28 protein-coding genes and 1 tRNA gene are annotated in these 23,654 nt (G+C 64.8%); 19 read left to right on the top strand and 10 right to left on the bottom strand.

Annotation, left to right across the window (positions count from 1 at the left end; translation table 11 throughout):
* Positions 1–4 precede the first annotated feature (4 nt).
* The 4 genes from ACP2AH_RS01900 (at position 5) to ACP2AH_RS01885 (ending at position 3,782) form a co-directional block, all read left to right on the top strand.
* Positions 5–1,324, top strand: coding sequence for a replication-associated recombination protein A (locus tag ACP2AH_RS01900; protein ID WP_425104272.1), 1,320 nt, complete (start codon positions 5–7; stop codon positions 1,322–1,324).
* A gap of 24 nt (positions 1,325–1,348) precedes the next feature.
* Positions 1,349–1,732 carry a fluoride efflux transporter CrcB gene (gene crcB, locus ACP2AH_RS01895; RefSeq protein ID WP_425104271.1) on the top strand — a complete coding sequence of 128 codons (384 nt, stop codon included), beginning with the start codon at positions 1,349–1,351 and terminating at the stop codon, positions 1,730–1,732.
* A 48-nt stretch (positions 1,733–1,780) separates the two neighbouring features.
* Entirely contained in the window at positions 1,781–2,875 is a 1,095-nt protein-coding gene (locus ACP2AH_RS01890; protein ID WP_425104270.1) for an RluA family pseudouridine synthase, read from the top strand.
* 133 nt (positions 2,876–3,008) lie between these two features.
* The gene (locus ACP2AH_RS01885; RefSeq protein WP_425104269.1) at positions 3,009–3,782 is read left to right on the top strand and encodes a polysaccharide deacetylase family protein; all 774 of its coding nucleotides are present in this window, start codon (positions 3,009–3,011) and stop codon (positions 3,780–3,782) included.
* 113 nt (positions 3,783–3,895) lie between these two features.
* On the opposite strand, the gene ACP2AH_RS01880 is transcribed toward ACP2AH_RS01885, so the two are convergent.
* A tRNA-Leu gene (locus tag ACP2AH_RS01880) sits at positions 3,896–3,980 on the bottom strand.
* A gap of 172 nt (positions 3,981–4,152) precedes the next feature.
* Between ACP2AH_RS01880 and lipB the strand changes: the two genes are divergently transcribed.
* Positions 4,153–4,887 (top strand): lipoyl(octanoyl) transferase LipB, encoded by a 735-nt coding sequence (gene lipB / locus ACP2AH_RS01875; RefSeq protein WP_425104712.1) that lies wholly within the window; start codon positions 4,153–4,155, stop codon positions 4,885–4,887.
* Here the strand turns inward: lipB and ACP2AH_RS01870 are convergent.
* A complete protein-coding gene (locus ACP2AH_RS01870) occupies positions 4,884–5,177 on the bottom strand; it encodes an acylphosphatase (protein WP_425104268.1) in 294 nt (97 codons plus the stop codon). The genes lipB and ACP2AH_RS01870 overlap by 4 nt on opposite strands.
* 159 nt (positions 5,178–5,336) lie before the next feature.
* Between ACP2AH_RS01870 and mgtE the strand changes: the two genes are divergently transcribed.
* The 3 genes from mgtE (at position 5,337) to ACP2AH_RS01855 (ending at position 8,459) form a co-directional block, all read left to right on the top strand.
* Positions 5,337–6,731 carry a magnesium transporter gene (gene mgtE, locus ACP2AH_RS01865; protein ID WP_425104267.1) on the top strand — a complete coding sequence of 465 codons (1,395 nt, stop codon included), beginning with the start codon at positions 5,337–5,339 and terminating at the stop codon, positions 6,729–6,731.
* Between the two features lie 16 nt (positions 6,732–6,747).
* The gene (locus ACP2AH_RS01860) at positions 6,748–7,548 is read left to right on the top strand and encodes a YdcF family protein (protein WP_425104266.1); all 801 of its coding nucleotides are present in this window, start codon (positions 6,748–6,750) and stop codon (positions 7,546–7,548) included.
* Between the two features lie 98 nt (positions 7,549–7,646).
* A complete protein-coding gene (locus ACP2AH_RS01855) occupies positions 7,647–8,459 on the top strand; it encodes a glycosyltransferase family 32 protein (RefSeq protein ID WP_425104265.1) in 813 nt (270 codons plus the stop codon).
* Here the strand turns inward: ACP2AH_RS01855 and ACP2AH_RS01850 are convergent.
* Together ACP2AH_RS01850 and ACP2AH_RS01845 are read right to left on the bottom strand one after the other, a co-directional pair.
* Positions 8,429–8,704 (bottom strand): DUF3253 domain-containing protein, encoded by a 276-nt coding sequence (locus ACP2AH_RS01850; RefSeq protein ID WP_425104264.1) that lies wholly within the window; start codon positions 8,702–8,704, stop codon positions 8,429–8,431. The genes ACP2AH_RS01855 and ACP2AH_RS01850 overlap by 31 nt on opposite strands.
* Positions 8,694–9,377: a DUF599 domain-containing protein gene (locus ACP2AH_RS01845; protein WP_425104711.1), complete on the bottom strand. Its 684-nt coding sequence runs from the start codon at positions 9,375–9,377 to the stop codon at positions 8,694–8,696. The genes ACP2AH_RS01850 and ACP2AH_RS01845 overlap by 11 nt, the downstream gene beginning before the upstream one ends.
* A 273-nt stretch (positions 9,378–9,650) precedes the next feature.
* On the opposite strand from ACP2AH_RS01845, the gene ACP2AH_RS01840 reads away from it, so the two are divergent.
* The 4 genes from ACP2AH_RS01840 (at position 9,651) to ACP2AH_RS01825 (ending at position 11,368) form a co-directional block, all read left to right on the top strand.
* Positions 9,651–9,776 (top strand): hypothetical protein, encoded by a 126-nt coding sequence (locus ACP2AH_RS01840; RefSeq protein WP_421697493.1) that lies wholly within the window; start codon positions 9,651–9,653, stop codon positions 9,774–9,776.
* A 191-nt stretch (positions 9,777–9,967) separates the two neighbouring features.
* Positions 9,968–10,639 carry a glutathione S-transferase family protein gene (locus ACP2AH_RS01835; protein WP_425104710.1) on the top strand — a complete coding sequence of 224 codons (672 nt, stop codon included), beginning with the start codon at positions 9,968–9,970 and terminating at the stop codon, positions 10,637–10,639.
* Positions 10,640–10,666: 27 nt separating this feature from the next.
* Positions 10,667–11,101, top strand: a complete 435-nt coding sequence (locus tag ACP2AH_RS01830) for a DUF1489 family protein (RefSeq protein ID WP_425104263.1) — start codon at positions 10,667–10,669, stop codon at positions 11,099–11,101.
* Between the two features lie 69 nt (positions 11,102–11,170).
* Positions 11,171–11,368: a hypothetical protein gene (locus tag ACP2AH_RS01825; RefSeq protein ID WP_244376889.1), complete on the top strand. Its 198-nt coding sequence runs from the start codon at positions 11,171–11,173 to the stop codon at positions 11,366–11,368.
* A gap of 5 nt (positions 11,369–11,373) precedes the next feature.
* Here ACP2AH_RS01825 and panC read toward each other — a convergent pair whose 3' ends face one another.
* The gene (panC, locus tag ACP2AH_RS01820) at positions 11,374–12,240 is read right to left on the bottom strand and encodes a pantoate--beta-alanine ligase (protein ID WP_425104262.1); all 867 of its coding nucleotides are present in this window, start codon (positions 12,238–12,240) and stop codon (positions 11,374–11,376) included.
* A 148-nt stretch (positions 12,241–12,388) separates the two neighbouring features.
* On the opposite strand from panC, the gene ACP2AH_RS01815 reads away from it, so the two are divergent.
* Positions 12,389–13,117 carry a VWA domain-containing protein gene (locus ACP2AH_RS01815; protein ID WP_425104261.1) on the top strand — a complete coding sequence of 243 codons (729 nt, stop codon included), beginning with the start codon at positions 12,389–12,391 and terminating at the stop codon, positions 13,115–13,117.
* Positions 13,114–13,812 carry a DnaJ domain-containing protein gene (locus ACP2AH_RS01810; RefSeq protein WP_425104260.1) on the top strand — a complete coding sequence of 233 codons (699 nt, stop codon included), beginning with the start codon at positions 13,114–13,116 and terminating at the stop codon, positions 13,810–13,812. The genes ACP2AH_RS01815 and ACP2AH_RS01810 overlap by 4 nt, the downstream gene beginning before the upstream one ends.
* 14 nt (positions 13,813–13,826) lie before the next feature.
* On the opposite strand, the gene ACP2AH_RS01805 is transcribed toward ACP2AH_RS01810, so the two are convergent.
* Positions 13,827–15,491 (bottom strand): serine hydrolase, encoded by a 1,665-nt coding sequence (locus ACP2AH_RS01805; RefSeq protein ID WP_425104259.1) that lies wholly within the window; start codon positions 15,489–15,491, stop codon positions 13,827–13,829.
* A gap of 365 nt (positions 15,492–15,856) precedes the next feature.
* Between ACP2AH_RS01805 and ACP2AH_RS01800 the strand changes: the two genes are divergently transcribed.
* From ACP2AH_RS01800 to ACP2AH_RS01780, 5 genes are all read left to right on the top strand, one after another.
* Positions 15,857–16,195 carry a phasin family protein gene (locus ACP2AH_RS01800; RefSeq protein ID WP_421697501.1) on the top strand — a complete coding sequence of 113 codons (339 nt, stop codon included), beginning with the start codon at positions 15,857–15,859 and terminating at the stop codon, positions 16,193–16,195.
* Positions 16,196–16,502: 307 nt separating this feature from the next.
* The gene (clpS, locus tag ACP2AH_RS01795) at positions 16,503–16,874 is read left to right on the top strand and encodes an ATP-dependent Clp protease adapter ClpS (protein WP_370874064.1); all 372 of its coding nucleotides are present in this window, start codon (positions 16,503–16,505) and stop codon (positions 16,872–16,874) included.
* Between the two features lie 31 nt (positions 16,875–16,905).
* A complete protein-coding gene (gene clpA / locus ACP2AH_RS01790; protein WP_307017080.1) occupies positions 16,906–19,347 on the top strand; it encodes an ATP-dependent Clp protease ATP-binding subunit ClpA in 2,442 nt (813 codons plus the stop codon).
* Between the two features lie 178 nt (positions 19,348–19,525).
* Positions 19,526–20,269: an AzlC family ABC transporter permease gene (locus ACP2AH_RS01785; protein ID WP_425104258.1), complete on the top strand. Its 744-nt coding sequence runs from the start codon at positions 19,526–19,528 to the stop codon at positions 20,267–20,269.
* Complete coding sequence (locus tag ACP2AH_RS01780) at positions 20,266–20,619, top strand: AzlD domain-containing protein (protein WP_425104257.1); 354 nt, start codon at positions 20,266–20,268, stop codon at positions 20,617–20,619. The genes ACP2AH_RS01785 and ACP2AH_RS01780 overlap by 4 nt, the downstream gene beginning before the upstream one ends.
* Here ACP2AH_RS01780 and ACP2AH_RS01775 read toward each other — a convergent pair.
* From ACP2AH_RS01775 to ACP2AH_RS01760, 4 genes are all read right to left on the bottom strand, one after another.
* Positions 20,609–21,031, bottom strand: a complete 423-nt coding sequence (locus ACP2AH_RS01775) for an HIT family protein (RefSeq protein ID WP_425104256.1) — start codon at positions 21,029–21,031, stop codon at positions 20,609–20,611. The genes ACP2AH_RS01780 and ACP2AH_RS01775 overlap by 11 nt on opposite strands.
* 48 nt (positions 21,032–21,079) lie before the next feature.
* Positions 21,080–22,288, bottom strand: coding sequence for a GNAT family N-acetyltransferase (locus tag ACP2AH_RS01770; protein ID WP_425104255.1), 1,209 nt, complete (start codon positions 22,286–22,288; stop codon positions 21,080–21,082).
* Positions 22,289–22,403: 115 nt separating this feature from the next.
* Positions 22,404–23,171: a glycerophosphodiester phosphodiesterase family protein gene (locus tag ACP2AH_RS01765; protein ID WP_425104254.1), complete on the bottom strand. Its 768-nt coding sequence runs from the start codon at positions 23,169–23,171 to the stop codon at positions 22,404–22,406.
* 8 nt (positions 23,172–23,179) lie between these two features.
* The gene (locus ACP2AH_RS01760) at positions 23,180–23,641 is read right to left on the bottom strand and encodes a RidA family protein (RefSeq protein WP_425104253.1); all 462 of its coding nucleotides are present in this window, start codon (positions 23,639–23,641) and stop codon (positions 23,180–23,182) included.
* Positions 23,642–23,654 lie beyond the last annotated feature (13 nt).

The following is a 23,654-nucleotide window of genomic DNA, read 5'->3' as shown; positions in this document are numbered from 1 at the left end:
GACCTTGGCTGACCTCTTTGCCTCCGCTGGGCTCGATAGCGCCGCCCCCCGGCCGCTGGCGGATCGGTTGCGGCCGGGGAAACTCGGCGAGGTCGTCGGGCAGGAGCACCTGACCGGGGAGGGCGGGGCTCTCACGCGGATGATAGCGAACCGCTCGCTCGGTTCCCTGATCTTCTGGGGCCCGCCGGGAACCGGCAAGACGACGGTGGCGCGGTTGCTGGCGCGGGAAACCGACCTGCATTTCGAGCAGGTCTCGGCCATCTTCACCGGCGTCGCCGAGCTCAAGAAAGTGTTCGAGGCGGCTCGGGGACGACGGGCGATCGGGCAGGGCACGCTGCTATTCGTCGACGAAATTCACCGCTTCAATCGCGCCCAGCAGGACGGCTTCCTCCCCGTGATGGAAGACGGCACGATCACGCTGATCGGCGCCACGACGGAGAACCCGTCCTTCGAGTTGAACGCGGCGCTGCTCTCTCGCGCGCGCGTTCTGGTGTTCAAGGCGCTCGACGCCGCGGCGATCGAGCGGCTGCTGCAGCGGGCGGAGACTCTCGAGGGCCGCCGTCTGCCGCTCGATGCGGAGGCCCGCGCGGCGCTTGCCGGCATGGCCGATGGCGACGGGCGCTATCTGCTCGGCCTAGCCGAGGAATTGCTTTCCCTCCCGGAGGGGCCAGACCTCGACGTCAAGGCTCTCGCCGCGACGATGCAGAAGCGCGCCCCGATCTATGACAAGGGGCAAGACGAGCATTACAACCTGCTCAGCTGCTTTCATAAGAGCCTGCGCGGTTCGGATGTAAATGGCGCCATGTACTGGGCTGCGCGCATGCTGACAGGGGGCGAGGACCCCGGCACCGTGTTCCGCCGGCTGTGCTGCGCGGCGTCGGAGGATGTGGGCATGGCGGACCCGCAGGCCATGCCGCAGGTGGTGGCGGCGTGGACGGCGTTCGAGCGCGTGGGCTGGCCGGAAGGGCGACTGTTCCTCGCCCAGGCCATCGCCTATGTCGCGACCGCGCCAAAATCCAACGCCGCCTATTCCGCCTTCAACGCCGCCCTCGCGCTGGCGCAGAAGACCGGTTCGCTGGCGCCGCCGAAACACATCCTCAACGCCCCGACCAAGCTGATGAAGGAGCTCGGCTACCACGCCGGCTACCAGTACGATCACGATTATCCCGATGCGTTCGCCGGGCAGTCGTTCTTTCCCGAAGAGCTGGCCGGCGATGCACGAGTAGATTTCTACGCACCGAACGAGCGCGGCTTCGAGCGCGAGGTGAAGAAGCGCCTGGAGTACTGGGCGCGGCTGCGCCAGGAGCGGCAGGGCGGCGGCTAGAGGGAAACAAGCGGGGCAAGCGGCGTGCAGGGCATTCTTCTTATCTTCATCGGCGCAGGGATCGGGGGTGTGCTGCGCAATGCCGTCGGCATGACGGCGATGCGCCTGTTCGGCATGGGCTTTCCCTATGGCACCCTGGCGATCAATGTCGCGGGCAGCTTTGCCATCGGCCTGGTAGCGGGCTGGCTGACTTTCCTGGCAAGCGGCGGCTGGACCATGCACGCCCGCGCCTTCATCATCACCGGCATTCTCGGTGGCTTCACCACCTTCTCCACCTTTTCCCTCGACACCGCGTTGCTGGTGCAGCGAGGCGAGATCGGGCTGGCAGCCCTCTATGTGGCGGGGTCTGTCGCCCTTGCCCTGGTTGGCGTGTTCGTGGGCCTGGCGATCATGCGCGCTCTCGCGTGACGTGGCGCCTCGTCTCGGCTATGTGCAGGGGTAAGGAGTACCCACATCATGGCCGTTGAGACACGCCGCGTCGACGCGGATGAAGAGGGCATGCGGCTCGACCGCTGGTTCAAGACCCACTATCCCGACCTTTCCTTCGGCCACCTGCAGAAGCTGCTACGCAGCGGGCAGGTGCGGGTCGAAGGCGGGCGGGTGAAAACCAATACCCGGCTCTCCGCCGGGCAGGCCATCCGCATCCCGCCGCTCGAGGAGAAGCCGCAGCTTTCCGCCGCGGACCATCTGGAAGCGGAGGAGGCCATCGCACGCGGCGAGGTGGCGCCCGCCCGCGCTCCCCGCGCCGCTCGTCCGGCCGAGGGCGAGGAACTTGCCGCCCCAGCGGTGCGGCGCGCCAGCTCGGACGACAAGGATGCCCGCGCGCTCAAGGACATGACGTTGTTCGAAGATCGCGACGTGCTGGTGCTGAACAAACCGTTTGGTCTCGCCGTTCAGGGCGGGTCCGGCACCTATCGCCATGTCGACGGCATGCTGGAAGCGCTGCGTGGCACGGATGGGCAGAAGCCGCGTCTGGTCCACCGTATCGACAAGGACACGTCCGGCATCCTGCTGGTGGCGAAGACCCGCCTTGCGGCGTCGACGCTCGCCAAGACCTTCCGCTCGCGCTCGGCCCGCAAGGTGTACTGGGCGCTAGTCCCTGGCGTGCCGCGGCCGGCGCAGGGGCGCATCTCCACCTATCTAGCCAAGGATGAGGCGGCGGAGAGGATGCGTGTTGCCCGCCACGGCGACGACGAGGCGAGCCACGCCATCTCCTATTACGCCGTTGTCGACCATGCGGCGCAGAAACTGGCGTGGCTGTCGATGAAGCCGGTGACCGGGCGCACCCATCAGCTGCGCGCCCATGCCGCCCATATCGGTCACCCCATCGTCGGCGACCCGAAATACTTCAACGTCGAGAACTGGCCTCTGCCCGGCGGCTTGCAGAACCGGCTTCATCTCTTGGCGCGGCGGCTGGTGATTCCGCACCCGCGCGGCGACCGTCTGATCGACGTTTCCGCCCCGCTGCCGCCGCACATGCAGCAGAGCTGGAACGTACTCGGCTTCGACGCGTCGCAGTACGATCCCATCGTTGATGCGCCGGAAAGCTGAACGGCGCGCGGGCCGCTGCGTCATTTATGCGGCAGGCGGAGAGCTGGGGAGCGCGGCACGCGCGCCTCGCCGGATGGCGCCACCGCGCGCGATCCGCTAGGCAGGGGCCGCTTTCTCTCTCGGGGTTTTCGTCATGCTCAGTGTCGTGCGGCTCGCGCTTGTTCTGACGGTGTTGACGGGGGCGACAGCCGCGCAGGCCGGTGAGTGCGACGGCAAGCTCGGAACGTCGCGAGTGCTCGTGGTGGATCCCGTGGGGCTGCAGGTGGGCACCAAGCATTTTCCGCAGACGCTCGACCTCGCCGACCGCGAAGTGGTGCTCACCTTCGACGACGGCCCGCTGCCAGCCACCACCCCGTCGGTGCTGAAGACGCTGGCGCGTGAATGCGTGCGCGCCACTTTCTTCGTCATCGGCCGCAATGCGGCCGCGCATCCCGATCTTGTGCGTCGTGAGATCGCTGAGGGGCACACTGTGGCCCATCACAGTATGACGCATCCGATGACGCTGGCCGATATCCCCTATGACAAGGCTGTGGCCGACATCGAGAAGGGCTTCAAGGCCGATGACGGGGCAGCCTACGGCGCCAGCAGCGCCAATCCCCGCGTGCCCTTCTTCCGCTTTCCGGGCTTCGGTTCGTCGCCCGAACTGCTGGACTATCTCAAGCAGCGCGGTGTCGGCGTGTTCGGTGCGGATCTGTGGGCGTCCGACTGGAATCCGATGACACCGGAGGAGCAGTTGACCTTGGTCATGACCCGGCTAGACCACGCGGGCCGGGGGATCATCCTCTTTCACGACACACGCGGGCAGACCGCGAAGATGCTGCCGGCCTTCCTCGCTGCGCTGAAGGAAAAGGGATACCGCGTGGTGCACATCGTGCCGGCGCCGCCGCGCACGGCGGGTGTCCATTAGCGCTGGCGGGGCCGGCGGATCGGCGACCTTGACGGGCAGCCTGCTGAAACGACGGCACCCTGAAACAACAACGGCGACCCGAAGGTCGCCGTGTGCTCCGAAACCGGAAAATCTGGTGCGGTCGAGAGGACTCGAACCTCCACGGTGTTACCCACTGCCACCTCAAGGCAGCGCGTCTACCAATTCCGCCACGACCGCATCGCTGGCGCCAACTGCTTCGTGAGAGGCAAGCGCGAGCGGGGCATCGTCTAGCAGATGGAATAGGGGTCTACAAGTGCCGGTGCGGATCGGGCCGGGCCTGTGGACAGTTCCGCCGTAGGGCGGAGGCGACAGGAAGGGTGGCAGCTATTATGTATCGACCATGAACGAGATGCGCCCCTCTTCGACGGTTCCCATAGCCCGTGATGCGCTGAGCCCGCTCCTGCCGCCGCAGCCGGGTGCGGCACCTGTGCGCTGGCGCGTGTCCTCATCGCCCGTCGCCTATCCCGAAGCGTTGGCGGAGATGGACCGGGTGGCGGGGGCCATTGCTTGCGGGGAGGCGGCCGAGTTGGTGTGGCTGCTGGAGCATCCGCCACTTTATACGGCGGGCACCAGCGCCCGGCCGGAAGACCTCGTCGATGCCGGGCGGTTCCCGATCTTCCAGACCGGCCGGGGAGGGCAGTTCACCTATCATGGCCCCGGCCAGCGCGTCGCTTATGTGATGCTGGACCTCAAGCGGCGTGAGCCGGATGTTCGCCGCTATGTCGCTGCCCTGGAGGAATGGCTGATTCGCGCGCTCGATTCGTTCAATGTGCGCGGCGAGCGGCGCGAGGACCGCGTGGGCGTGTGGGTCCGTCGCCCTGAGAAGGCGGGGTCCGGCGAAGACAAGATCGCCGCGATCGGCATAAGAGTGCGCCGCTGGGTGACGTTGCACGGCATCTCGCTGAATGTGGAGCCCGATCTCTCGCATTTCGGCGGCATCATTCCCTGCGGCGTGCGGGAGCATGGCGTGACCAGCCTGGTCGACCTTGGCCTCCCCGTGACGATGGAAGATGCCGATCTGGCCTTACGGCGGACGTTCGAGACCGTCTTCGGGCCGACGGCCACGGAAGATGGTCCCCCTTAGACGGTGGGGCGCACGCTGAAGCCGCTTTCGGCGTCGCTGGCCGATATGGTCTCTTCTTGTATGGCCAGGTCGGCAACATGCGCGGCGGCCGGGCCGATCCGGCAGAGGGTGAGAAAAGCCGCCAGCGTGTCCGATGGGGCGAGGATCAGCGCTTCGACGGAGCCGTCCTGCCGATTGCGGACCCAGCCGGAAAGGTCTCGCTTCCCGGCTTCCCGGGCGAGCCAAGCCCGGTAGCCGACGCCCTGGACGCGTCCGCGAACGAAAAGCCGGGTGGCGGTCACGGTCGACATGGTGAAATCCTGCAACAAAGTTCCGGTAGTGCGAAACCGCACGGCTCTTAAGGAATTGTCCCCCGGCCGACTCTTCATTAACACCGGCCCGTCAGCGAACGTGCATCGTTTCCGCTAAGGTCGAGCCGTTTCCCCTCACCACCCCGTCCGGAGCAGGGCATGCGCGAAGAGGCCGAGTTCGCCACCCCCTCGCGTGGGTCCGAGCATGACAGCGACCCGACCGAGGCCCCTGGCTTCGTCGAGGCGGTGGTCGGCGCTATCGACGCCGGCGATGTCGAAGCGCTTCGAACCATTCTCCGTGACCTGCACGAGACGGATGTCGCGCGGCTGTTGGAAGCGCTGCCCGCGCCGGACCGGCCGAAGCTAATCGAACTTCTGGGCAGCGACTTCGACTTCACGGCCCTGACGGAACTGGACGAGACCGCGCGCGTCCAGATTCTGGAGGCGTTGCCGACACAGACCGTCGTCGAGGGCATGCGGGACCTCGATTCCGACGATGCGGTTTACATCCTCGAAGACCTCGACGATGCCGACAAGCAGGAGATTCTCTCCAACTTCTCCATCCCGGAACGCGCGGCGCTGCAGCGCAGCCTCGATTATCCCGAGGAGAGCGCCGGCCGGCGCATGCAAACCGAGTTCATCGCGCTGCCGCCCTTTTGGACGGTCGGCCAGACGCTGGACTATATCGGCGAGACCGAGGGGCTGCCGGAAACCTTCTTCGAGGTCTTCGTCGTCGATGCCACCTATCGCCTCGACGGCTCGGTGCCGCTCGACCGGCTGCTGCGCACCAGGCGTGGCGCCAAGCTCGGCGATGTGGTCACGCCGGATCGCCATGTCGTCAATGCCACCGATGACCAGGAGGACGTGGCGCGGGTTTTCGAGCGCTACAACCTCATCTCCGCTCCCGTCGTCGACGAGGCCGGCCGGCTCGTTGGCGTGCTCACTGTCGATGACATCGTTGACGTGATCCAGGAGGAGGCGGATGAGGACCTGAAGGCACTTGGCGGCGTGGCCGGCGACGAGGAGCTTTCCGACAGCTTCTGGTATATTGCCCGCAGCCGCTTCTCCTGGCTGCTCCTGAACCTTATCGCCGCCAACATCGCCTCCTTCGTTATCGCGTTGTTCGAGGGAGAGTTGCAGCGCATGGTGGCGCTGGCGGTCCTGATGCCCATCGTTGCCAGCCAGGGCGGCAATGCCGCGACGCAGACTATGACGGTCGCGGTGCGTGCGCTTGCGACCCGGGAACTTCGCCCGAGCAATGCGCGTCGTGTCATCGCGCGCGAATTGCTGGTGGGTCTGTTCAACGGCGTGGTGTTCGCGGTCATCATGGCCGCGGTGGTGTTCGCCCGGTTTGGCCTTGCCGATCTCGGCTTCGTCATCGCGCTGGCCATGATCATCAATCTGGCGGCAGCGGCCCTTGGGGGAATCCTCGTTCCATTGGCGTTGGACCGCCTGAAGGTGGATCCCGCCGTGGCGTCGGGACCCTTTGTGACCACCATCACCGATGTGGTCGGCTTCTTCGCCTTCCTCTCGATCGCGTCGTTCTGGTTCTGAAGGGAGCGCACGCGAGGTGTTCTTCACTCTGTCCAAAATCTTCTGGATGGTGGCGGCACCTTCCACCCTGCTCAGCTTGCTCGCCGTCGGGGGACTGATCCTCAGCCTGCGCTGGCGTAAGTTCGGGTTGACGCTGGCCACTATCGGCGCCGGGGGGCTGCTGCTGATCGGCCTTGGCCCGTTCGGACGGATGATGCTGGTGCCGCTGGAGAATCGCTTTCCCGTCTTTGTCGATGATGGCCGGCGCGTCGACGGCATTGTGGTGGTTGGCGGTGCCGAACTGCCTGGCATCACGGCCGCCCGCGGGCAGCCCGCGTTCCAGGAATCGGCGGAGCGGATTCTGGCTCTTGGTGAGCTCGCCCGCCGCTATCCCGAGGCGCGGATCATCTTCTCGGGCGGCAGTGGCCGGCTCCAGAAGCCGGCGATGCAGGAGGCGGATGTGGTGCGTCTGGCGCTGCCGCAAATCGGGCTGCCAGAGGGGCGGGTGATGTTCGAGCGGACCTCACGCAACACCGCCGAGAACGCCCGGCTAACAAGGGAACTGGTGAATCCGGCGCCGGGCGAGACCTGGTTGTTGGTCACCTCGGCGTTTCACATGCCGAGAGCCGTGGGCTGCTTCCGCGCGGCGGGCTTCCCAGTCACCGCTTATCCCGTCGACTTCCGTACGACCGGCCATCCCGGCTATCTTCGCCTGTTCAGTTCGGTGGCGGAAGGGGCGGGCTTCTTTGAGCTGGCGCTGCGTGAGTGGACCGGGCTCATGGTGTACTACCTAACAGGCCGCATCGATAGCCCACTACCGGCGCCGTCGCCAAGCTAGATTATATTCGAACAAATCGGGCCTGTTCGCGAAAGAAGATGCGCCGGCAGTGATCTCCCCGGATCTTCGGGCTGAATCGGCTGGAAGGAGATTGGTCAGTGCCGGGCGAGACTGAGACGACCATTCCCAAGATCATTCACACCTGTTGGTTCGGAGGTGCCAAGAAGCCCAGGAAATTGGCGCATTTCGAGCGGGTGCGTCGGCAAATTCTTTCAGATTATCAGCATTTTGAATGGACCGAGAATAATATAGATATTCATCAGTTTTCATTCCTTGAAAAATGCTTTCGTTCGGGAAACTATGCGCACGTCTCTGATATGGTTCGATTGTTGAAGATTTACGAATTTGGCGGTGTTTACATGGACACCGACGTAGAGGTGTTGCAAGAGTTTGCGCCGCTTCTTTCCAATGAAATGTTTCTCGGGTACATGTGGGACTGTAATATGGGTACAGCGGTTATCGGTGCCCGACCGCAGCATCCTATTATAATGGATCTAATGAAAATCTACATTGACCGTCCTGATGACATATCAACCGATATTCCGAACAATGACTTGATGACGGAAATTCTTATCGCCAAGGTCGAAGGGTTTGTGCTTGATGGGCGCGCTTGGCGAGGAAAAAATATCACAATTTACGAAAAGACGATCTTTGAACATCCTTCCTTTCTTCGGCGCCAAAACTACACAATTCATCATTTCAACGCGAGCTGGAAAGCGGAGTGGCGTGCCAAGGCCGCCGTCAAGGACCTGATCGCGCGGGTGCCGCTGGGGCTCTATCTTTACAGGAAGTATATCTGTGCGAAGGCAATCGGCCTCTCGCCCTTCAAGCGCGTTTATGACGAGGCAAGGACCCGGGCCGCACCATTGGCGCCGCGCTCTCACGAGGAGGGCGGAAGCCCAAGGCGATAGACGCCGCGCAGGTCTGCGGGGGCTACAGGCTTGCCCTTGCGATAAAGCACCAGTCGGCCGGCTTCGGCGAGACGCAGCGCGCCGCGCCGCACGGACGGGAGCAGGCTGTGCCAGTCGGCTCCGGTGGCAACGCTGCGCGCGATCTCTTCCGGTGTCACCGTCCTGGCGGCGCCGGGCCGACTGGCAACGGCGAGAATCGCAGCTTCGACGGCTTCCTCGGAGGGGCGGGAGATATCATCCGTCATTGTCGAGTACCCACTGCGAGTCCCGGCCCAACTGCCGGTTAATCATCACGAGGAAGATGGCAAAGGTTGCCGCCATCAGAGCCCAGCCATTGATATACCAGCCGAGATAGGCAATCGCGAAGAAGAAGGCGCGTTGCCCGCGGTTGAAGTGTCGGCCGGCAATGGTGGCCATGCGCGCAAGCTTGACCACATGGGCCTGCGCCTGCGGCGTTCCGGCTTCGGACGGAGGGGGCGTGGATCCCAGCAGGATGGTTGAGTAATTGAACAGCCGGTAGGCCCAGGCGAATTTGAAGAAGGCATTGGCGAAGATGAGCGTCAGGCCCAGCGTCTTCAATTCCCAACTGGTGCGGTTCTGGACGCCGAAGGGCAGGTCGCGGAAAAGCGCCATCACCGCTTCGGTCGATTGCAGAATCGCCAGCGAGGCGCCGATCGCTAGCAGCGATGTGGAAGCGAAAAACGCGGTGCCGTTCTGCAGGGCCGCGACGATCTGGGCATCGACGATGCGGTTTTCTCGCTCCAGCATGCGCAGCATCCACTGATAGCGATACGCGTCCATGCGGCGGTTCAGCGTGCGCTTTTCCGCCCACCGGCCTTCCATCACCATATGATAGGCGACCCAAGACAGGCAGAAGGCGGCGAAGGCCATCCCATCGATGAAGGTGAACCCCAGCATGGCGCTCTCGATTGCTCCGGCGGTCAACGCCCTGTTGGTCCGCGCTGCCGTCAGGGTGCGCGCGGTGGAGAGTGCTTTCAACCGATCTCAATGCGACTTGTCGAGGGTAGGGGCATGCGCTTAGGGCAGGGCAGCACTGCGCGGGGCGTCCGGGATTGTGGCAATTTCGCGGTTGCGAACGTCGTAACGATTTATTAAATAGTGTTTCAGATCGCGCCCCTATGCCGACGGTCGGCGGGCGCATCGCGGTGAACGTATCGTTCCGAGGTCATCATGAATTCCATTCCCGAGCGCTCCTGTTGGGGAGTCGCCCGTTGGGCTGTGGCCGCGTTCCTGACGGCGATTGCCCTTATCTATCTGTTCGGGGGCTTCCAGGCGGCGCAGATCGCCGCTGGTTGATCTTGACGGCGTTGGTCTCCAAGGTCTCACTTCTATGACACGGCTCGGCCCGCAAGGCCGGGCCGTTGTCATGTCGGGTCATGCCTCGCCACGATCAACGGCATTGATGGGCGACATCACGGCCCTTCGTTTGCACGTCTGCCCGAGATGACCGAACCTGTCAGCGGAACGGACCAGGGAGCGTCGACGTGGTGCTGAGGCTGATCATCGGAAACAAGAACTACTCGTCGTGGTCGCTGCGGCCTTGGCTGGCAATGACGGCGCTGGGCATTGCTTTCGAGGAAGAGTTGGTGCCGCTCGATGCGCCGGATTTCAAGGAGCGCATCTGGGCCCGCTCACCTGCCGGCAAGGTGCCAGTGCTGATCGATGGCGAGGCCGTGGTGTGGGAGTCGAGCGCCATTCTTGAGCATCTGGCCGAGCGCTTTCCCGAAAAGGGCGTCTGGCCGAGCGATCCTGTCGCCCGCGCCCATGCCCGCTCGCTCGCGACGGAAATGCACAATGGGTTTGGCGCGCTGCGCAGCGTGGCGCCGATGAATCTCTGGCGCCCTGTCGAGGCCCGCTCCTTTCCGGAGGAAGCGCTGCAAGACGTGCGCCGCATCACCCGGCGCTGGGGTGAGGCCCGTGCGCGTTTCGGCAGCGGCGGTGACTTCCTGTTCGGGGCGTTCTGCGCCGCTGACGCCATGTATGCGCCGGTGGCGACGCGACTGCGGACCTACGCCATCGAGATCGATCCCGTCGCCGCCGCCTATGTCGAGGCGATTCATGCCCATCCCGCTTTTGTCGCCTGGAAGGAGGCGGCCCTGAAGGAAACGGGGGCGCTCGCCGAGGATGAGGTCGACTGGCCGCTGGTTAAGCGAGTATAGAGCGCAACTCGCGTCTCGGACCCTGCCATGCCGCTCCACCTGCTGAAATTGTGCGTCGGTGCCGTGTCGGTCGAGGACCTGGAAGAATGGATCGCCGAATCGCTGGCCGGAAAGGCGGCGCGCGGGGAGGCGGTCGAACAGGTGCACACCACGCGCATGGTGCCGACCCGGACGGCTGAGCTTCTGTCCGGTGGATCGCTCTACTGGGTGATCAAGGGTGAGGTCGCCTGTCGGCAGAGTTTGACCGGCATCCGTCCTTTCGTCGATGGCGACGGCATCCGCCGGTGCCATCTCGTGCTTGATCCGACGGTGCATCGCGTCGCGCCGCGGCCGAACCGGCCGTTTCAGGGATGGCGCTACCTCCCGGCTGCCGAAGCGCCTCCAGACCTTGGAGCGGCCAGCGCGACTCCTGCCCTGCCGGACGAACTCCGCCGCGAACTCCGCTCGCTGGGACTTCTCTGAGGCGAGGCAGGGACCCGAAGCGCCTTTCGCACGTTATTCCCATACGGAATGAGCGAAAGGAAGATCGGCATGAGCCAGACGAACCCTGAAGGTATGACCCACGTCGATTCCGATGATCGACGCGTTGTCGATAATGGCGAGGTGGTGGTGAAGGCCAAGACCGAGGAACGTCAAGCCGTCGAGGTCAAGCCTATGCGCTATGTGCTTGGCATCAGCCTTGGCTTGGTCATCGTCGGGATGGCGGTAGCCTATGTGACCATGGGCTGACGCCGTTATGTCAATGTCGGCACTGACACATTGTCGATGAGGCGCGTCGTCCCGATACGGGCCGCCACCAGCAAGCGGATGGGACCATCATCCGCACCGTTGATGGGAGCGAGAGTTTCGGCGTGGCGCGCCTCAAGATAATCCAGCTGGAAGCCGGCGGCGCAAACCGCGGCGCGTGCTTCTTCGACCGCAGCCGCGACCTTGCCCTCACGCGCGATCCGCTCTGCGGCCTCGTTAAGAGCACGGTGGAGAATGGCTGCTGTCGCACGATCTGCCGTCGAGAGGTAGACGTTACGCGATGACATGGCGAGGCCGTCGGGCTCTCGTACCGTCGGCACGCCGACGATCTGCACGGGCAGATCGAGGTCGCGGGCGAGGCGCGTTACGACCTGTAGCTGCTGGTAGTCCTTCTCACCAAACAACGCGACGTCCGGGAGCGCCTGGAGAAGTAGCTTCGCCACAACCGTCGCGACGCCGGCGAAGTGAGTCGGGCGAAAAGCGGTTTCAAGGTCCAGGGCCGGGCCGGTTAGCGAGATCGTGGTGCAAAATCCCTCTGGATACATCTCGCCGACATCGGGTACGAACGCCATGTCCACCCCAGCCGCCTGAGCCTTGGCGAGGTCCGCCTCCAGGGTCCGCGGGTAGCGCGACAGGTCCTCAGTCGGTGCAAATTGAGTGGGGTTGACGAAAATCGTCACGATCGCCCGCTCCGCTCTCTCCCTGGCAGCGTTCATCAGGGCCACATGTCCCGCGTGAAGCGCTCCCATCGTCGGAACGAGTGCGATCTTGTCGCCCGCGGCACGCCATTGCTGTATCTGCGCCCGCAGGGCGGCAACGGTATGGACGGTGCGGATCGCGCGGTCGCGTGTCATGGCGAAATCTCGTTCTGTCGGGGCGCGGAAGCTAACAGAGCCGGGCCGAGGGTCAACGCCGGGCCAGATCTTCAACCCTTGGCGAGCGGGCTGTTGTCGAGGGCCGCTCCCCCGATACACTTGCGCCGAATCCGCAGCAGGGACCCGCATGGCCGCCGACAAGACACCACCCGTCAGGACCGCGCCGAACGTTGCGGCGGTTCACTCCGCCGATACCGCATCCTTTCTCGCCGAGTTGGAGCGCCGCGCGCCTCTGACTGCGGAGAAGCGCGGGCGATTGATCTTCGGTCTCGACGCAACGATGAGCCGGGGAGCGACCTGGGACCTTGCCTGCGCCCTGCAGGCGGAAATGTTCGAGGAGGCTGCCCGTATCGGCGGGCTCGATATGCAACTCGTCTATTATCGTGGCTCCGGCGAGTGCCGGGCCTCGCCTTGGTTGAATGAGGGGGCAAAGCTGGGCGCGCTGATGGCCCGCATCCAATGCCAGGGTGGGCGAACCCAGATCGGCCGCGTCCTCAGTCACGCGGCGTCGCAGGCGGCAAAGGGGCCAGTCGGCGCGCTGGTCTTCGTCGGCGACGCCATGGAAGAGAACATCGACACGCTCTGCGCCGAAGCCGGCCCGCTCGCGCTGCGCGGGGTGCCAGCCTTCATGTTCCAGGAGGGGACCGATCCCCAGGCCGAGCGCGCTTTTCGCGAGATAGCACGGCTGACGAAGGGCGCGTTTTGCCGTTTCGACGCGGGCGCTTCAGCCGAACTGCGGGCGCTGCTGCGGGCCGCCGCATCTTATGCCGCCGGCGGCACCAAAGCGCTTACCGCGTTGGCCGGTGCCTCGCCCGGAGCGCGCCGGCTCATTTCCGCCATGCAGGATACGCGATGATCAATCTGCTGATCGGGGCGGCGATCGTCGCGCTGCTCTATTACGGCCTCAAGGCGTTTGGCCGTGCCAATCCGGCGGTACTCGCTCAGTTCGGACGCAGAGTGGGGGGCGGTGCGCTGATCCTCGTCGCCGGCTTTCTCGGCATGCGAGGACATATCGAGACGGCGCTGCCGCTGGGCATCTTCGGACTGTCGCTGGTCGGCTGGGATATCCGCAAGGCGTTCACGTCCGGCCGGAGTGCGCCGACCGAAGGGCGGACTTCCACTGTGCGCACCGCCTTCCTCGACATGGAGCTCGACCATGACAGCGGGCGGCTCGCCGGGACGGTGATCAATGGCCCCTTCGCCGGCGTTGCGCTCGACACGCTCGATGTCCAGAGTCTTGCCCGTCTCGCCCTCGACGTCGATGTCGAGAGCCGCCAGCTACTCGAAGCTTATCTTGACCGCCGGTCGCCCGGCTGGCGTGAGAACGTGGAGGGACAAGCGGGCGGGCGGCGCGCTGACCCGCCGCGCCGCGGCGCGATGACGGAAGAGGAGGCCTACCAGATCCTGGGGCTTGAGCCGGGGACGGGGGCGGACCAAATCCGCCAGGCTCACCGTTCCCTTATGAAGAAACTCCATCCCGACCAGGGCGGGTCGAACTATCTCGCTGCCCGGGTAAACGAAGCGAAGGATGTCCTGCTCGACCGCCATTGACGCCTCCCCCTGGATCAGTTGCGGAACACCATGCAGCCGAAGTCGCTGCGCTTCAGGGCATCGCAGGCCTTGCGCGCGGTGGACTCGGCATCGAAGCCGGCGAACCGGGCGCGGACGATCCGGGTCGAACCCTTCACCGCCTGCTCCGTGTAGGCATCGGCCTTCGCAAGGGCCCGGCCGGCCTTCTGCTGCGCCTTGGCGAGTTGTGCGCGCGCATCGGCCTCGCTGCCGAAAGCGCCGATCTGGATCGCCCAGCCCGAGCGGGGAGCCGTGGACTGCTCGGCCGTCTCAGCTTCCTGGCGCGGAATCTCGATCGGGCCCGCGCTCGCCACCTGCACCTGCTGGCGGATGGCGTGCTGCGCCGGAGCGGCAGCTGCGGTCTCCGAGGATTCCGCGATGAAGCCGTTATTGGTGAAGGAGAGCGTACCCAGAATGCCCGGCTGATTGCTGAAGGTGGCAACCGGCTGACTCGGACGAGCCACCGCGACGGTCTTGACCGCGACCGGCACGATCGGGGCGGCGGATCCAACGGGGGGCGTGTTGGCGGCCGGGGCATTCGTGGCAGCCCGGGCCGGGCGCGCCGGAGAGGGGGCGGGTGTCGGGACGGAAGCGGTCGGCTCCATATCGGGAACAGCCGAGGCCATGGCGACACGCGGGCTGGTGGTCGGCACCGGGATGGTCTTGGGCGTGGCCGGAGCCTCTTCCGCAATGGCGACAGGAGCGGAGGCGTCGTCGGCCGAAGCGCCCGGAGGCGGGCTGCTCATGCGGGCCACCATCTGCCGGCCGGCCTGAGCCTTGCCGAGGTTTTCGCCGATCAGGGCCACCATGCGGTCATCGCGCGAGGCGGCGCTGGCGCCGCCCATCACGACGGCGATGACGTAACGACCGTTCTTCTTCACGCTGGTGAGCAGGTTGAAGCCGGACGCGTTGGTGTACCCGGTCTTGATCCCGTCGACGCCATCGACCCGCCCGAGCAGGCGGTTGTGGTTGCGAATGGCGACGCCGCGATACTGGAAGCTGCGGATCTCGAAATAGGTGTAGTACTTCGGGAAGCGTTCCTGAATGGCACGGCCGAGGGTGGCGAGATCGCGGGCGGTCGTCACCTGCTCGGGGTTAGGCAGGCCGTTGGGGTTCTTGAACACCGAGCGTGACATGCCGAGCTGGCGGGCCCGCCGCGTCATCAGATTGGCGAAGGAGGAAGAACTGCCGGAGATGTTCTCGGCGACCACCACGGCAACGTCATTTGCCGAGCGGGTGATCAGCGCCTGGATGGCGTCCTCGACCGAAATCGTTGACCCGGCCTTCACGCCCAGCTTGGAGGGCTGCTGTGCCGCGGCGTAGGCGGAAACACGAAGCGGGGTGTTCAGCTTCATCCGGCCGCTCTCAAGCTGCTCGAACAGCAGGTAGAGCGTCATCACTTTGGTGACAGAGGCAGGATGGCGCAGCGCATCGGCATTGTCGGCGTCGAGAACGCGACCGGTATTGGCATCGACGACGATGTGCGAATAGCCCCGTTGCCAGTTGCCGGTGCTGGATACGGTCCGGGTGGCCGCAGGCTTGGCCCGAACCGTCTTTTTCTTCGGCGCGGCCTCTGCAAAGCCGGCTCCGAGGATGGAGACCGCCAAAACCGCCACGGCGGCACGCATGAAAGTGGTGCCGACCATCTCCGGAACCCGCATCTGTTCGTCCCGCTACTCGCTGCCGGCATGTGATGCCGGAACTCAACCCATTCGTCAGGAAAAAGGCCGCTGCGGCGAGGCGTTGCTGCCGCTGCGAAGGCCTAGACCGTTAAGGATCCCTGCCGAACCATCACTTCCCAAAGCTTAAAAAGGGCAGGGTTACAGAGTCGTAAAGAAGGCTCATCAACGCTGTTGATATGGCATGAAGATGGTGCGGAGCCTGCGTGTCGTAGCGGCATGGTGCGCCGCACAAATTTCTTGACCCTCTTGGTGCGGTGCATTACAAAAATTCGAGGGAGAATTCCCGGGCGGGCGCGAGTGGCCAAGTGAGCGACGCGCGTTTTGGAACACCAAGGAGCGGGCTCATGCTGCAGAATTTTGACGACATCCAGAAGGTCGGTAAGGACAACCTCGAACTCGCGGTCAAGAGCTTCGGCACCGTGTCCAAGGGCGTCCAGTCCATCGCGGTGGAAGTGGCCGATTACTCGAAGAAGTCCTTCGAGGAAGGTACCGCTGCCGCTGAGAAGCTGTTCGGCGCCAAGACGCTCGACAAGGCGGTTGAGATCCAGTCCGACTATTTCAAGAGCGCCTATGAGAGCTTTGTCGCTCAGGCGACCAAGATGGGCGAGCTGTACGCCGATCTGGCCAAGGAGACGTACAAGCCCTACGAGAGCGTTCTCGCCAAGGTCGCCGTCACCAAGTGATATGCGCTCATTGAGCGATCGCAGGCGAGGCGGGGTTCCGGCAATCGCCTGATGCGATGGACGTTGCGAAACGGGAGTTTGTATCGTCCCGATGTTTTTAAAAGGCCCGGCCGCAGCGCCGGGCCTTTTTCATTGCGGCGAGGCATTCTTCGGCTCGCTTTCACCGGCCGCGCGCGGAGCCCGGCGGCGGCCTCATCGAATTGTCACCGTAATGCGACAGTCGGTTCCGTCCGCCCCTCTGGCGTGAGCGGGGGTGCATACATATTATAGCTACCGAAGGCCGGTTCGCCGGTTAGGGAATGCATGAATGTCCGACCACGCTGAAAGTCAGCTGCGTGCAATGATGATGGCCGACGATGAGCGTCGACGCCGTGGGGACAACGCCCCCGGCACGGCGGTGATCACGCGCACCAAGCCGCAGGTCAAGCGGCCGAATCTCTACAGGGTGCTCCTTGTCAACGACGACTACACGCCAATGGAGTTCGTTGTGCATGTGCTGGAGCACTTCTTCAGCAAAAACCGGGAGGAAGCCACCCAGATCATGCTGCATGTGCATCAGCATGGCGTGGGGGAGTGCGGTATCTTCACCTATGAAGTGGCCGAGACAAAGGTCACGCAGGTGATGGACTTCGCGCGCAAGCACCAGCATCCTTTGCAGTGCGTCATGGAGAAGAAGTGACGCCCCGCGACGGCTAAACGAAGAGGTCCCGATGCCCACCTTCTCCCGAAGCCTCGAGCAGTCGCTGCACAGGGCCCTCGCGCTCGCTAACGAACGCCACCACGAATATGCGACGCTGGAGCACCTGCTGCTGTCCTTGGTCGACGACCAGGACTCGGCGGCGGTGATGCGAGCCTGCAATGTCGACATCGACAAACTGCGGCGCAATCTGGTCGAGTATATCGACACCGAGCTCGACAATCTGGTCCAGGACGCCGGTGAGGATTCAAAGCCGACGGCCGGTTTTCAGCGTGTCATTCAGCGCGCCGTCATTCATGTTCAATCCTCCGGCCGCGAGGAGGTGACCGGCGCCAATGTGCTGGTCGCCATCTTCGCCGAGCGCGAGAGCCATGCGGCCTATTTCCTGCAAGAGCAGGACATGACGCGCTATGATGCCGTCAACTACATCAGCCACGGCATCGCCAAGCGCGCCGGCATGTCGGAAAGTCGCCCTGTTCGCGGCGCCGAGGAGGAGACGGAGACGAAGACCGGGGAGGACACCAAGAAGAAGGCCGATGCGCTCGACGCTTATTGCGTGAACCTCAACAAGAAGGCACGTGAGGGCAAGATCGACCCGCTGATCGGCCGCGACAGCGAGATCCAGCGCACCATCCAGGTGCTGTGCCGCCGCTCCAAGAACAACCCGCTTTTCGTGGGCGACCCCGGCGTCGGCAAGACCGCCATCGCGGAAGGTCTGGCGCGCCGCATCGTTGCTGGCGAGGTGCCGGATGTTCTCGCCAAGGCGACAGTCTTCTCGCTCGACATGGGCGCGCTGCTGGCCGGCACCCGCTATCGCGGTGACTTCGAAGAGCGCCTCAAGCAGGTGGTCAAGGAGATCGAGGCCTATCCTGACGCCATCATGTTCATCGACGAGATCCACACGGTGATCGGCGCCGGTGCGACCTCGGGCGGCGCAATGGATGCCTCCAATCTGCTCAAGCCTGCTCTCGCCGCAGGCACGCTGCGCTGCATCGGCTCGACGACCTACAAGGAATACCGTCAGTATTTCGAGAAGGACCGCGCCCTCGTCCGTCGCTTCCAGAAGATCGATGTGCCGGAGCCGACCGTCCCGGACGCCATCGAGATCCTCAAGGGCCTGAAGCCCTATTTCGAGGATTATCACCGGCTGCGCTACACCAATGACGCCATCAAGGCGGCGGTGGAACTGTCCGCCCGCTACATCCATGACCGGAAGCTGCCGGACAAGGCGATCGACATCATCGACGAGTCCGGTGCAGCGCAGATGCTGCTGCCGGAGGGGCGCCGCAAGAAAACGATCGGCGTGAAGGAGATCGAGGCCACCATCGCCACCATCGCCCGCATCCCGCCAAAGTCCGTTTCCAAGTCGGACACCGAGATTCTATCGGCGCTGGAAACGACGCTGAAGCGCGTGGTCTACGGCCAGGATAAGGCGATCGAAGCGCTCGCGTCGGCAATCAAGCTGGCCCGGGCAGGTCTGCGCGAGCCGGAAAAGCCGATCGGCTCCTATCTGTTCTCCGGGCCGACCGGCGTCGGCAAGACCGAAGTGGCGAAGCAGCTCGCTTCCAGCCTCGGCGTGGAACTCCTGCGCTTCGATATGTCGGAGTACATGGAGCGGCACACCATCTCGCGGCTGATCGGCGCGCCCCCCGGCTATGTCGGTTTCGACCAGGGCGGCCTTTTGACCGACGGTATCGACCAGCACCCGCATTGCGTGCTGCTGCTCGACGAGATCGAGAAGGCGCATCCCGACCTGTTCAACATCCTGCTGCAGGTGATGGACCACGGGAAGCTGACCGACCACAACGGCAAGCAGGTGGATTTCCGCAACGTCATTCTCATCATGACGACCAATGCGGGCGCCGCCGACCTGTCGAAGTCCGCCTTCGGCTTCACGCGCTCAAAGCGCGAGGGGGACGATGTGGAGGCCATCAACCGTCTCTTCGCGCCGGAGTTCCGCAACCGGCTCGACGCCATCATCCCCTTCGCCCACCTCACCAATGAGATCATCGCGCTGGTGGTGGAGAAGTTCGTGCTCCAGCTGGAGGCGCAGCTGGCGGATCGCAACGTCACTATCGAGCTGTCTGACGAAGCCACGGCCTGGCTGGTGGAGCGTGGCTACGACCAGCAGATGGGCGCGCGTCCCATGGGCCGTGTGATCCAGGAGCACATCAAGAAGCCGCTTGCCGACGAAGTGCTGTTCGGCAAGCTGCGTAATGGTGGCCATGTGCGCGTCGTCCTGCAGACCGACGATGAGGGCGAGAGTGCTCTGGCTTTCGAGTTCCCGGAGGGGCCGATCACCCCCAAGCCGGAAAAGATCGAGGCGCCCGAGACCAAGCGCGCGCCGCGTCGCAAGACGCCGGCGGCAAAGGCCAAGAAGCCCGTAGCCGCTGCCGCCAAGCGGGCAAAGCCCGGCACCTCGAAAGTGCCGAAGGTGCCGCTGGTCAAGGCGTGAGCCGGACGTTTCCAGCCTTGCCAAATGAATGAGGCGCCGCCCGCGACAGTGTCGCGGGCGGCTTTTTTGGGCCCGGCTTTTGGGGGCGACCGTCTCTCATGGCAGCTATGCAGCGGAGCGTCGCCCGTTTCGCTTGACGCCAGGGGGAGGGCGCCGCAAAAGGCCCAGGCGAGTTGACATGCAATCCCCCCAGGTTTCGCCTCCTCCCGACCCTGCTCCACCCGCGCGCTGGTTTTTGCGCGGGATGCGCGGCGCCGTCTCCACGCCCGGTCTGGTGCTGGTGGCCACCTTTATCGGCTTCGGCGGTTTGCTGCATGACCTTGCCTTTCCCATCGGCGCGGGTCTGTTGTCGACGCTTCTGGTCTGGGCCTTGCCGGCGCAGGTGATCCTGGTCGGGGGACTCGCCACTGGGGCATCGCCGCCCGCCCTCGCCGTGGCGGTCTGCCTTTCCGGCGTGAGGCTGCTGCCGATGGTCGTCTCACTGATGCCGCTGATGCGGGGGCCTCGCCCGCGCCTCGGATGGGAACTGCTCTGCGCCCATTTTGTCGCCATGACGGTGTGGGTTGAGGGATTCCGGTTGCTGCCGAAGGTGCCTGAGGAAGGGCGCCCTGGCTATGCAGCAGGGCTGGGGCTCGGCCTCACTGTGCTGAGCATGGCCGGCACCGCGATCGGCTTCTATCTAACGGGAGCGTTGCCGGGACCGCTGGCGGTGGCGCTGCTGCTTCTTACGCCGATTTCCTTCGCCATTCTGTTGGTGCGCAACGCAAGGCAAAGTGTCGACTGGTTGGCCATTGGGCTTGGCGCGGCGATCTCGCCGCTCGTCGCCAATTCGCCCGGCGGGCTGGACCTGTTCTGGGCCGGTGTGGGCGGCGGCACGCTGGCCTTCTTCATCGCCCGTCACCTGCCGGAACGGCGCATATGAGCCTCTACTCGACCGAACTTGGGGCCATGCTGGTGGTGATCTTCTTCGGCTTCCTGCCGAACGAAGTCTGGCGGGTACTCGGCGTGCTTTTCGGTCGGCGCATCGACCCCGGCAGCCTTTGGATGCAATGGGTGCAGGCGGTGGCGACGGCGCTGCTGGCGGCCGTGGTGGCGCGGCTGCTGCTGGTGCCCAGCGGCGCGCTGGTCGCCCTGCCGCTCGGCCTGCGCATCGGCGCGGTGGCGAGCGGCATTGCCGGATTCCTCGCCCTGCGCCGCTCCGTGCTCGCCGGCGTGCTGACCGCCGAAGCGGTGCTCGTGGCTGGCGCCTGGTGGTTGGGTATCAGCCCTTAAGCGCTGCTTTCAGCTGCGCCGCCTGCTGCGCCAGCACTTCCGGTGTTTCCTTGTAGGAGAGCGGCGGGCGCAGATCGATACCGGCATGGCGCGGGATGACATGCACATGCAGGTGGAACACTTCCTGTCCGCCGGCCTTCTCATTGTGCTGGGTGACGGTGATGCCCTCGGCGTCGAATACCTGCATCTGGGCCTGGGCGACGCGCTGCGCCATGGCCATCACGGCGGCCAGGTCACCCGGTTCGACATCCAGCAGATTGCGCGCCGGCGCCTTCGGAATCACCAGCGCATGGCCTGCGGCCCGCGGCATGATGTCGAGGAAGGCAAGCACGCGCTCGTCCTCATAGATCTTGTGGGCGGGAATGTCGCCGCGCAGGATCATCGCGAAGATATTGCCGGGATCATAGGCCATGGGTTCCTCCCTGTCGGCCTGATCTGATCGCAAGCCGGCTTTCTCCGGTCAAGGCTCCCCGTTCGTGTCTGCGACCACTTGCTGACGGAAAGGCCCCAACTCGCTGAGTTCGGCGCCGGCCTCAGCGACATAGCGGCGTTCGCGGTCGAGATAGTGGGCGACGGCGGCGCGGAACTGCGCATCGGCGATGTAGTGGGCCGAGCGGGTGATGACCGGCATGTAGCCGCGCGCCAGCTTGTGCTCGCCCTGTGCGCCGGCCTCCACCGTCCGCAGCCCGTGCGCGATCGCGTAGTCGATGGCCTGATGATAGCAGATCTCGAAATGCAAGAAGGGGTGATGCTCGATGGCGCCCCAGTGCCGGCCATAGAGCGTGTCGGCGCCGATGAAGTTGATCGCGCCGGCGATCCAGCGCCCGGCGCGCTTGGCCATCACAAGCAGGATGCGGTCCGGCATCCGTTCGCCGATCATCGAATAGAAGGCGCGGTTGAGGTAAGGCCGCCCCCATTTGCGCGCGCCGGTTTCCATGTAGAAGCCGAAGAAGGCATCCCAGACATCCTCGGTCAGGTCCGAGCCGGTGAGCCAGTGAACAGTGATGCCGTTCTCCAGCGCTTCCCGGCGCTCGCGACGGATCTGCTTGCGCTTGCGCGAGGCGAGGGCGTCGAGGAACGCCTCGAAATCCCCATAGCCCTCATTGCGCCAGTGAAACTGCTGGTCCGCGCGCGGCAGGAAACCTTCCCCTTCCAGTGCTGCCGCATCCGCTTCAGTGAGGAAGGTGGCATGCACCGAGGACACCTTCCTCAGTTTCGCGAGCGCCACCAGTCCGGCCGCCAATGCCTGCCGCACCGATTCTGCCTGCGGGCCGGTGCCCGCGAGCAGGCGCGGCCCGGTCGCGGGGGTGAAAGGCACGCTTACCTGCAGCTTGGGGTAATAACGGCCCCCCGCGCGCTCATAAGCCTCGGCCCAGCCATGGTCGAAGACATATTCGCCCTGCGAGTGCGACTTGAGATAGGCCGGACAGACACCCAGCACCTCGCCGTCGTCTCCCTCCAGCACCAGATGCTGCGGCAGCCAGCCGGTCGATGCGGCGACGGAGCCGGATTCCTCAAGCGCCGAGAGAAACGCGTGGTTGATGAATGGGTTAAGAGAGGGATTTGACTCAGCGTAGGAGGTTAAAACGGGTGCGCAGGCATCCCAGGTGTCGGCGCTGAGCGCGCGGATGTCGCTTTCGACGCGCAGGCGGAACGTTTCGTCGGACATTCGGCAGGGGCTCGCGGAAGGGCGGCGCTGGGATGGCCCAAGGGGGCGCCATTGTGTGTCGCACCCGGTGAGAACAGCAAGAGCGCTCACGCGATCGGGAAGCGGTGCTTCCGGCTCAGGGCAGAAAGCCCTCGAAGATCATCTGGTCGGCATGGCGGGCGGCGGTCTCCCGATCCTCGGCCGTTCGGACGGTCCAGGTCAGTAGCGGCATGGGGCGCTGCTGGCGGGCGGCGTCGACGGCTGCCGACGGCAGTTCCTTCACATAATGGGCGATGAAGTCGGGCTGCGTGCGCGGCAGATGCAGCAGGCTGCCCCATTCATGCTTGGTCTCATGGCTGATCATGTCCCATTCCGGGTCGTCGTAGCGGTGCTCCATCGTGATGCCGCGCGGAATATCCGGCGCGAGCGCCCGCACCGCGGCGACGAGGTCCGGATCGAAAGACATGAGCGCTGCCGGACCATCATAGCTGGCGAGGATCGCAACGGCGCGGGCGGCGATGGCGGTGTCGCCGTCGAAATGGCTTTTCAGTTCGATGATGAGCGGCACGCGGCCGCCGACGCGGGTGAGCAGCTCCGTCAGCCTCATCATCCGGTCGCCCGTGCCGCGCATCTCCACCGCCTTCAGCTCCTCAGCGGTAAGGGCGTTGGCTGCCCCTTCCGCCAAGGTCAGACGCTCCAGCGTGTCGTCATGGAACACCATGGCCTCGCCATCGGCGGAGAGCTGGATGTCCACTTCGATGGCATAGTCGCGCGCCAGTGCGGCATCGACCGCCGAGGGCGTGTTCTCGATCACACCGCGCACCGCATCGTGCAGCGCGCGGTGGGCGATCGGCCGGGCGGTGAGCCAGGCCGGCGCATTGGCGGCGGGGATGTTCGGAGCCATGGCCGGCCTCAGGTGAATTCGATCACGGCCTCGACTTCGACACTGACATTGAAGGGCAACTGCGCTACGCCCACGGCCGAGCGCGCATGGCGGCCAGCATCGCCGAAGACCTCCACAAACAGGTCGGAGCAGCCATTCACCACCTTCGGCTGATCCGTGAAGTCGGGTGAGGAATTGACGAAGCCGACCAGCTTTACCACCCGCTTCACCCGGTCGAGATCGCCGAGCGCGGCCTTGATCTGTGCGATGAGGTTGATGGCGCACTGGCGGGCGGCGGCGCGGCCGGCCTCGATGTCGCCCTCGCCGGCGAGCTTGCCGGTCATGAAGCTGCCATTGGCCATGGAGATTTGGCCGGAAATCCAGAGCTGGTTGCCGCTGATGACGAAGGGCACATAGTTCGCCGCCGGGGCGCTGGCCGCGGGGATGGTAATGCCGAGGGCCGCGAGCTTGGCCTCAACCGTTCCGGTCATGGAAATCTCCTGC

The sequence above is a fragment of the Ancylobacter sp. genome, from assembly GCF_965249975.1.
Lineage (GTDB): Bacteria > Pseudomonadota > Alphaproteobacteria > Rhizobiales > Xanthobacteraceae > Ancylobacter.
The sequence above is the reverse complement of the archived record's forward strand: the minus strand, read 5'-3'. Positions and strand labels throughout refer to the sequence as shown.

Excerpts from the sequence above, each read along its gene's own strand:
- ACP2AH_RS01890 (WP_425104270.1), top strand. The coding sequence starts at position 1,781 with ATGGCCGTTGAGACACGCCGCGTCGACGCGGATGAAGAGGGCATGCGG.
- ACP2AH_RS01885 (WP_425104269.1), top strand. The coding sequence starts at position 3,009 with ATGCTCAGTGTCGTGCGGCTCGCGCTTGTTCTGACGGTGTTGACGGGG.
- lipB (WP_425104712.1), top strand. The coding sequence starts at position 4,153 with ATGCGCCCCTCTTCGACGGTTCCCATAGCCCGTGATGCGCTGAGCCCG.
- ACP2AH_RS01870 (WP_425104268.1), bottom strand. The coding sequence starts at position 5,177 with ATGTCGACCGTGACCGCCACCCGGCTTTTCGTTCGCGGACGCGTCCAG.
- mgtE (WP_425104267.1), top strand. The coding sequence starts at position 5,337 with ATGCGCGAAGAGGCCGAGTTCGCCACCCCCTCGCGTGGGTCCGAGCAT.
- ACP2AH_RS01850 (WP_425104264.1), bottom strand. The coding sequence starts at position 8,704 with ATGACGGATGATATCTCCCGCCCCTCCGAGGAAGCCGTCGAAGCTGCG.
- ACP2AH_RS01845 (WP_425104711.1), bottom strand. The coding sequence starts at position 9,377 with ATGCTGGGGTTCACCTTCATCGATGGGATGGCCTTCGCCGCCTTCTGC.
- ACP2AH_RS01840 (WP_421697493.1), top strand. The coding sequence starts at position 9,651 with ATGAATTCCATTCCCGAGCGCTCCTGTTGGGGAGTCGCCCGTTGGGCT.
- ACP2AH_RS01830 (WP_425104263.1), top strand. The coding sequence starts at position 10,667 with ATGCCGCTCCACCTGCTGAAATTGTGCGTCGGTGCCGTGTCGGTCGAG.
- ACP2AH_RS01825 (WP_244376889.1), top strand. The coding sequence starts at position 11,171 with ATGAGCCAGACGAACCCTGAAGGTATGACCCACGTCGATTCCGATGAT.
- panC (WP_425104262.1), bottom strand. The coding sequence starts at position 12,240 with ATGACACGCGACCGCGCGATCCGCACCGTCCATACCGTTGCCGCCCTG.
- ACP2AH_RS01815 (WP_425104261.1), top strand. The coding sequence starts at position 12,389 with ATGGCCGCCGACAAGACACCACCCGTCAGGACCGCGCCGAACGTTGCG.
- ACP2AH_RS01810 (WP_425104260.1), top strand. The coding sequence starts at position 13,114 with ATGATCAATCTGCTGATCGGGGCGGCGATCGTCGCGCTGCTCTATTAC.
- ACP2AH_RS01805 (WP_425104259.1), bottom strand. The coding sequence starts at position 15,491 with ATGCGGGTTCCGGAGATGGTCGGCACCACTTTCATGCGTGCCGCCGTG.
- ACP2AH_RS01800 (WP_421697501.1), top strand. The coding sequence starts at position 15,857 with ATGCTGCAGAATTTTGACGACATCCAGAAGGTCGGTAAGGACAACCTC.
- clpS (WP_370874064.1), top strand. The coding sequence starts at position 16,503 with ATGTCCGACCACGCTGAAAGTCAGCTGCGTGCAATGATGATGGCCGAC.
- clpA (WP_307017080.1), top strand. The coding sequence starts at position 16,906 with ATGCCCACCTTCTCCCGAAGCCTCGAGCAGTCGCTGCACAGGGCCCTC.
- ACP2AH_RS01785 (WP_425104258.1), top strand. The coding sequence starts at position 19,526 with ATGCAATCCCCCCAGGTTTCGCCTCCTCCCGACCCTGCTCCACCCGCG.
- ACP2AH_RS01780 (WP_425104257.1), top strand. The coding sequence starts at position 20,266 with ATGAGCCTCTACTCGACCGAACTTGGGGCCATGCTGGTGGTGATCTTC.
- ACP2AH_RS01775 (WP_425104256.1), bottom strand. The coding sequence starts at position 21,031 with ATGGCCTATGATCCCGGCAATATCTTCGCGATGATCCTGCGCGGCGAC.
- ACP2AH_RS01770 (WP_425104255.1), bottom strand. The coding sequence starts at position 22,288 with ATGTCCGACGAAACGTTCCGCCTGCGCGTCGAAAGCGACATCCGCGCG.
- ACP2AH_RS01765 (WP_425104254.1), bottom strand. The coding sequence starts at position 23,171 with ATGGCTCCGAACATCCCCGCCGCCAATGCGCCGGCCTGGCTCACCGCC.
- ACP2AH_RS01760 (WP_425104253.1), bottom strand. The coding sequence starts at position 23,641 with ATGACCGGAACGGTTGAGGCCAAGCTCGCGGCCCTCGGCATTACCATC.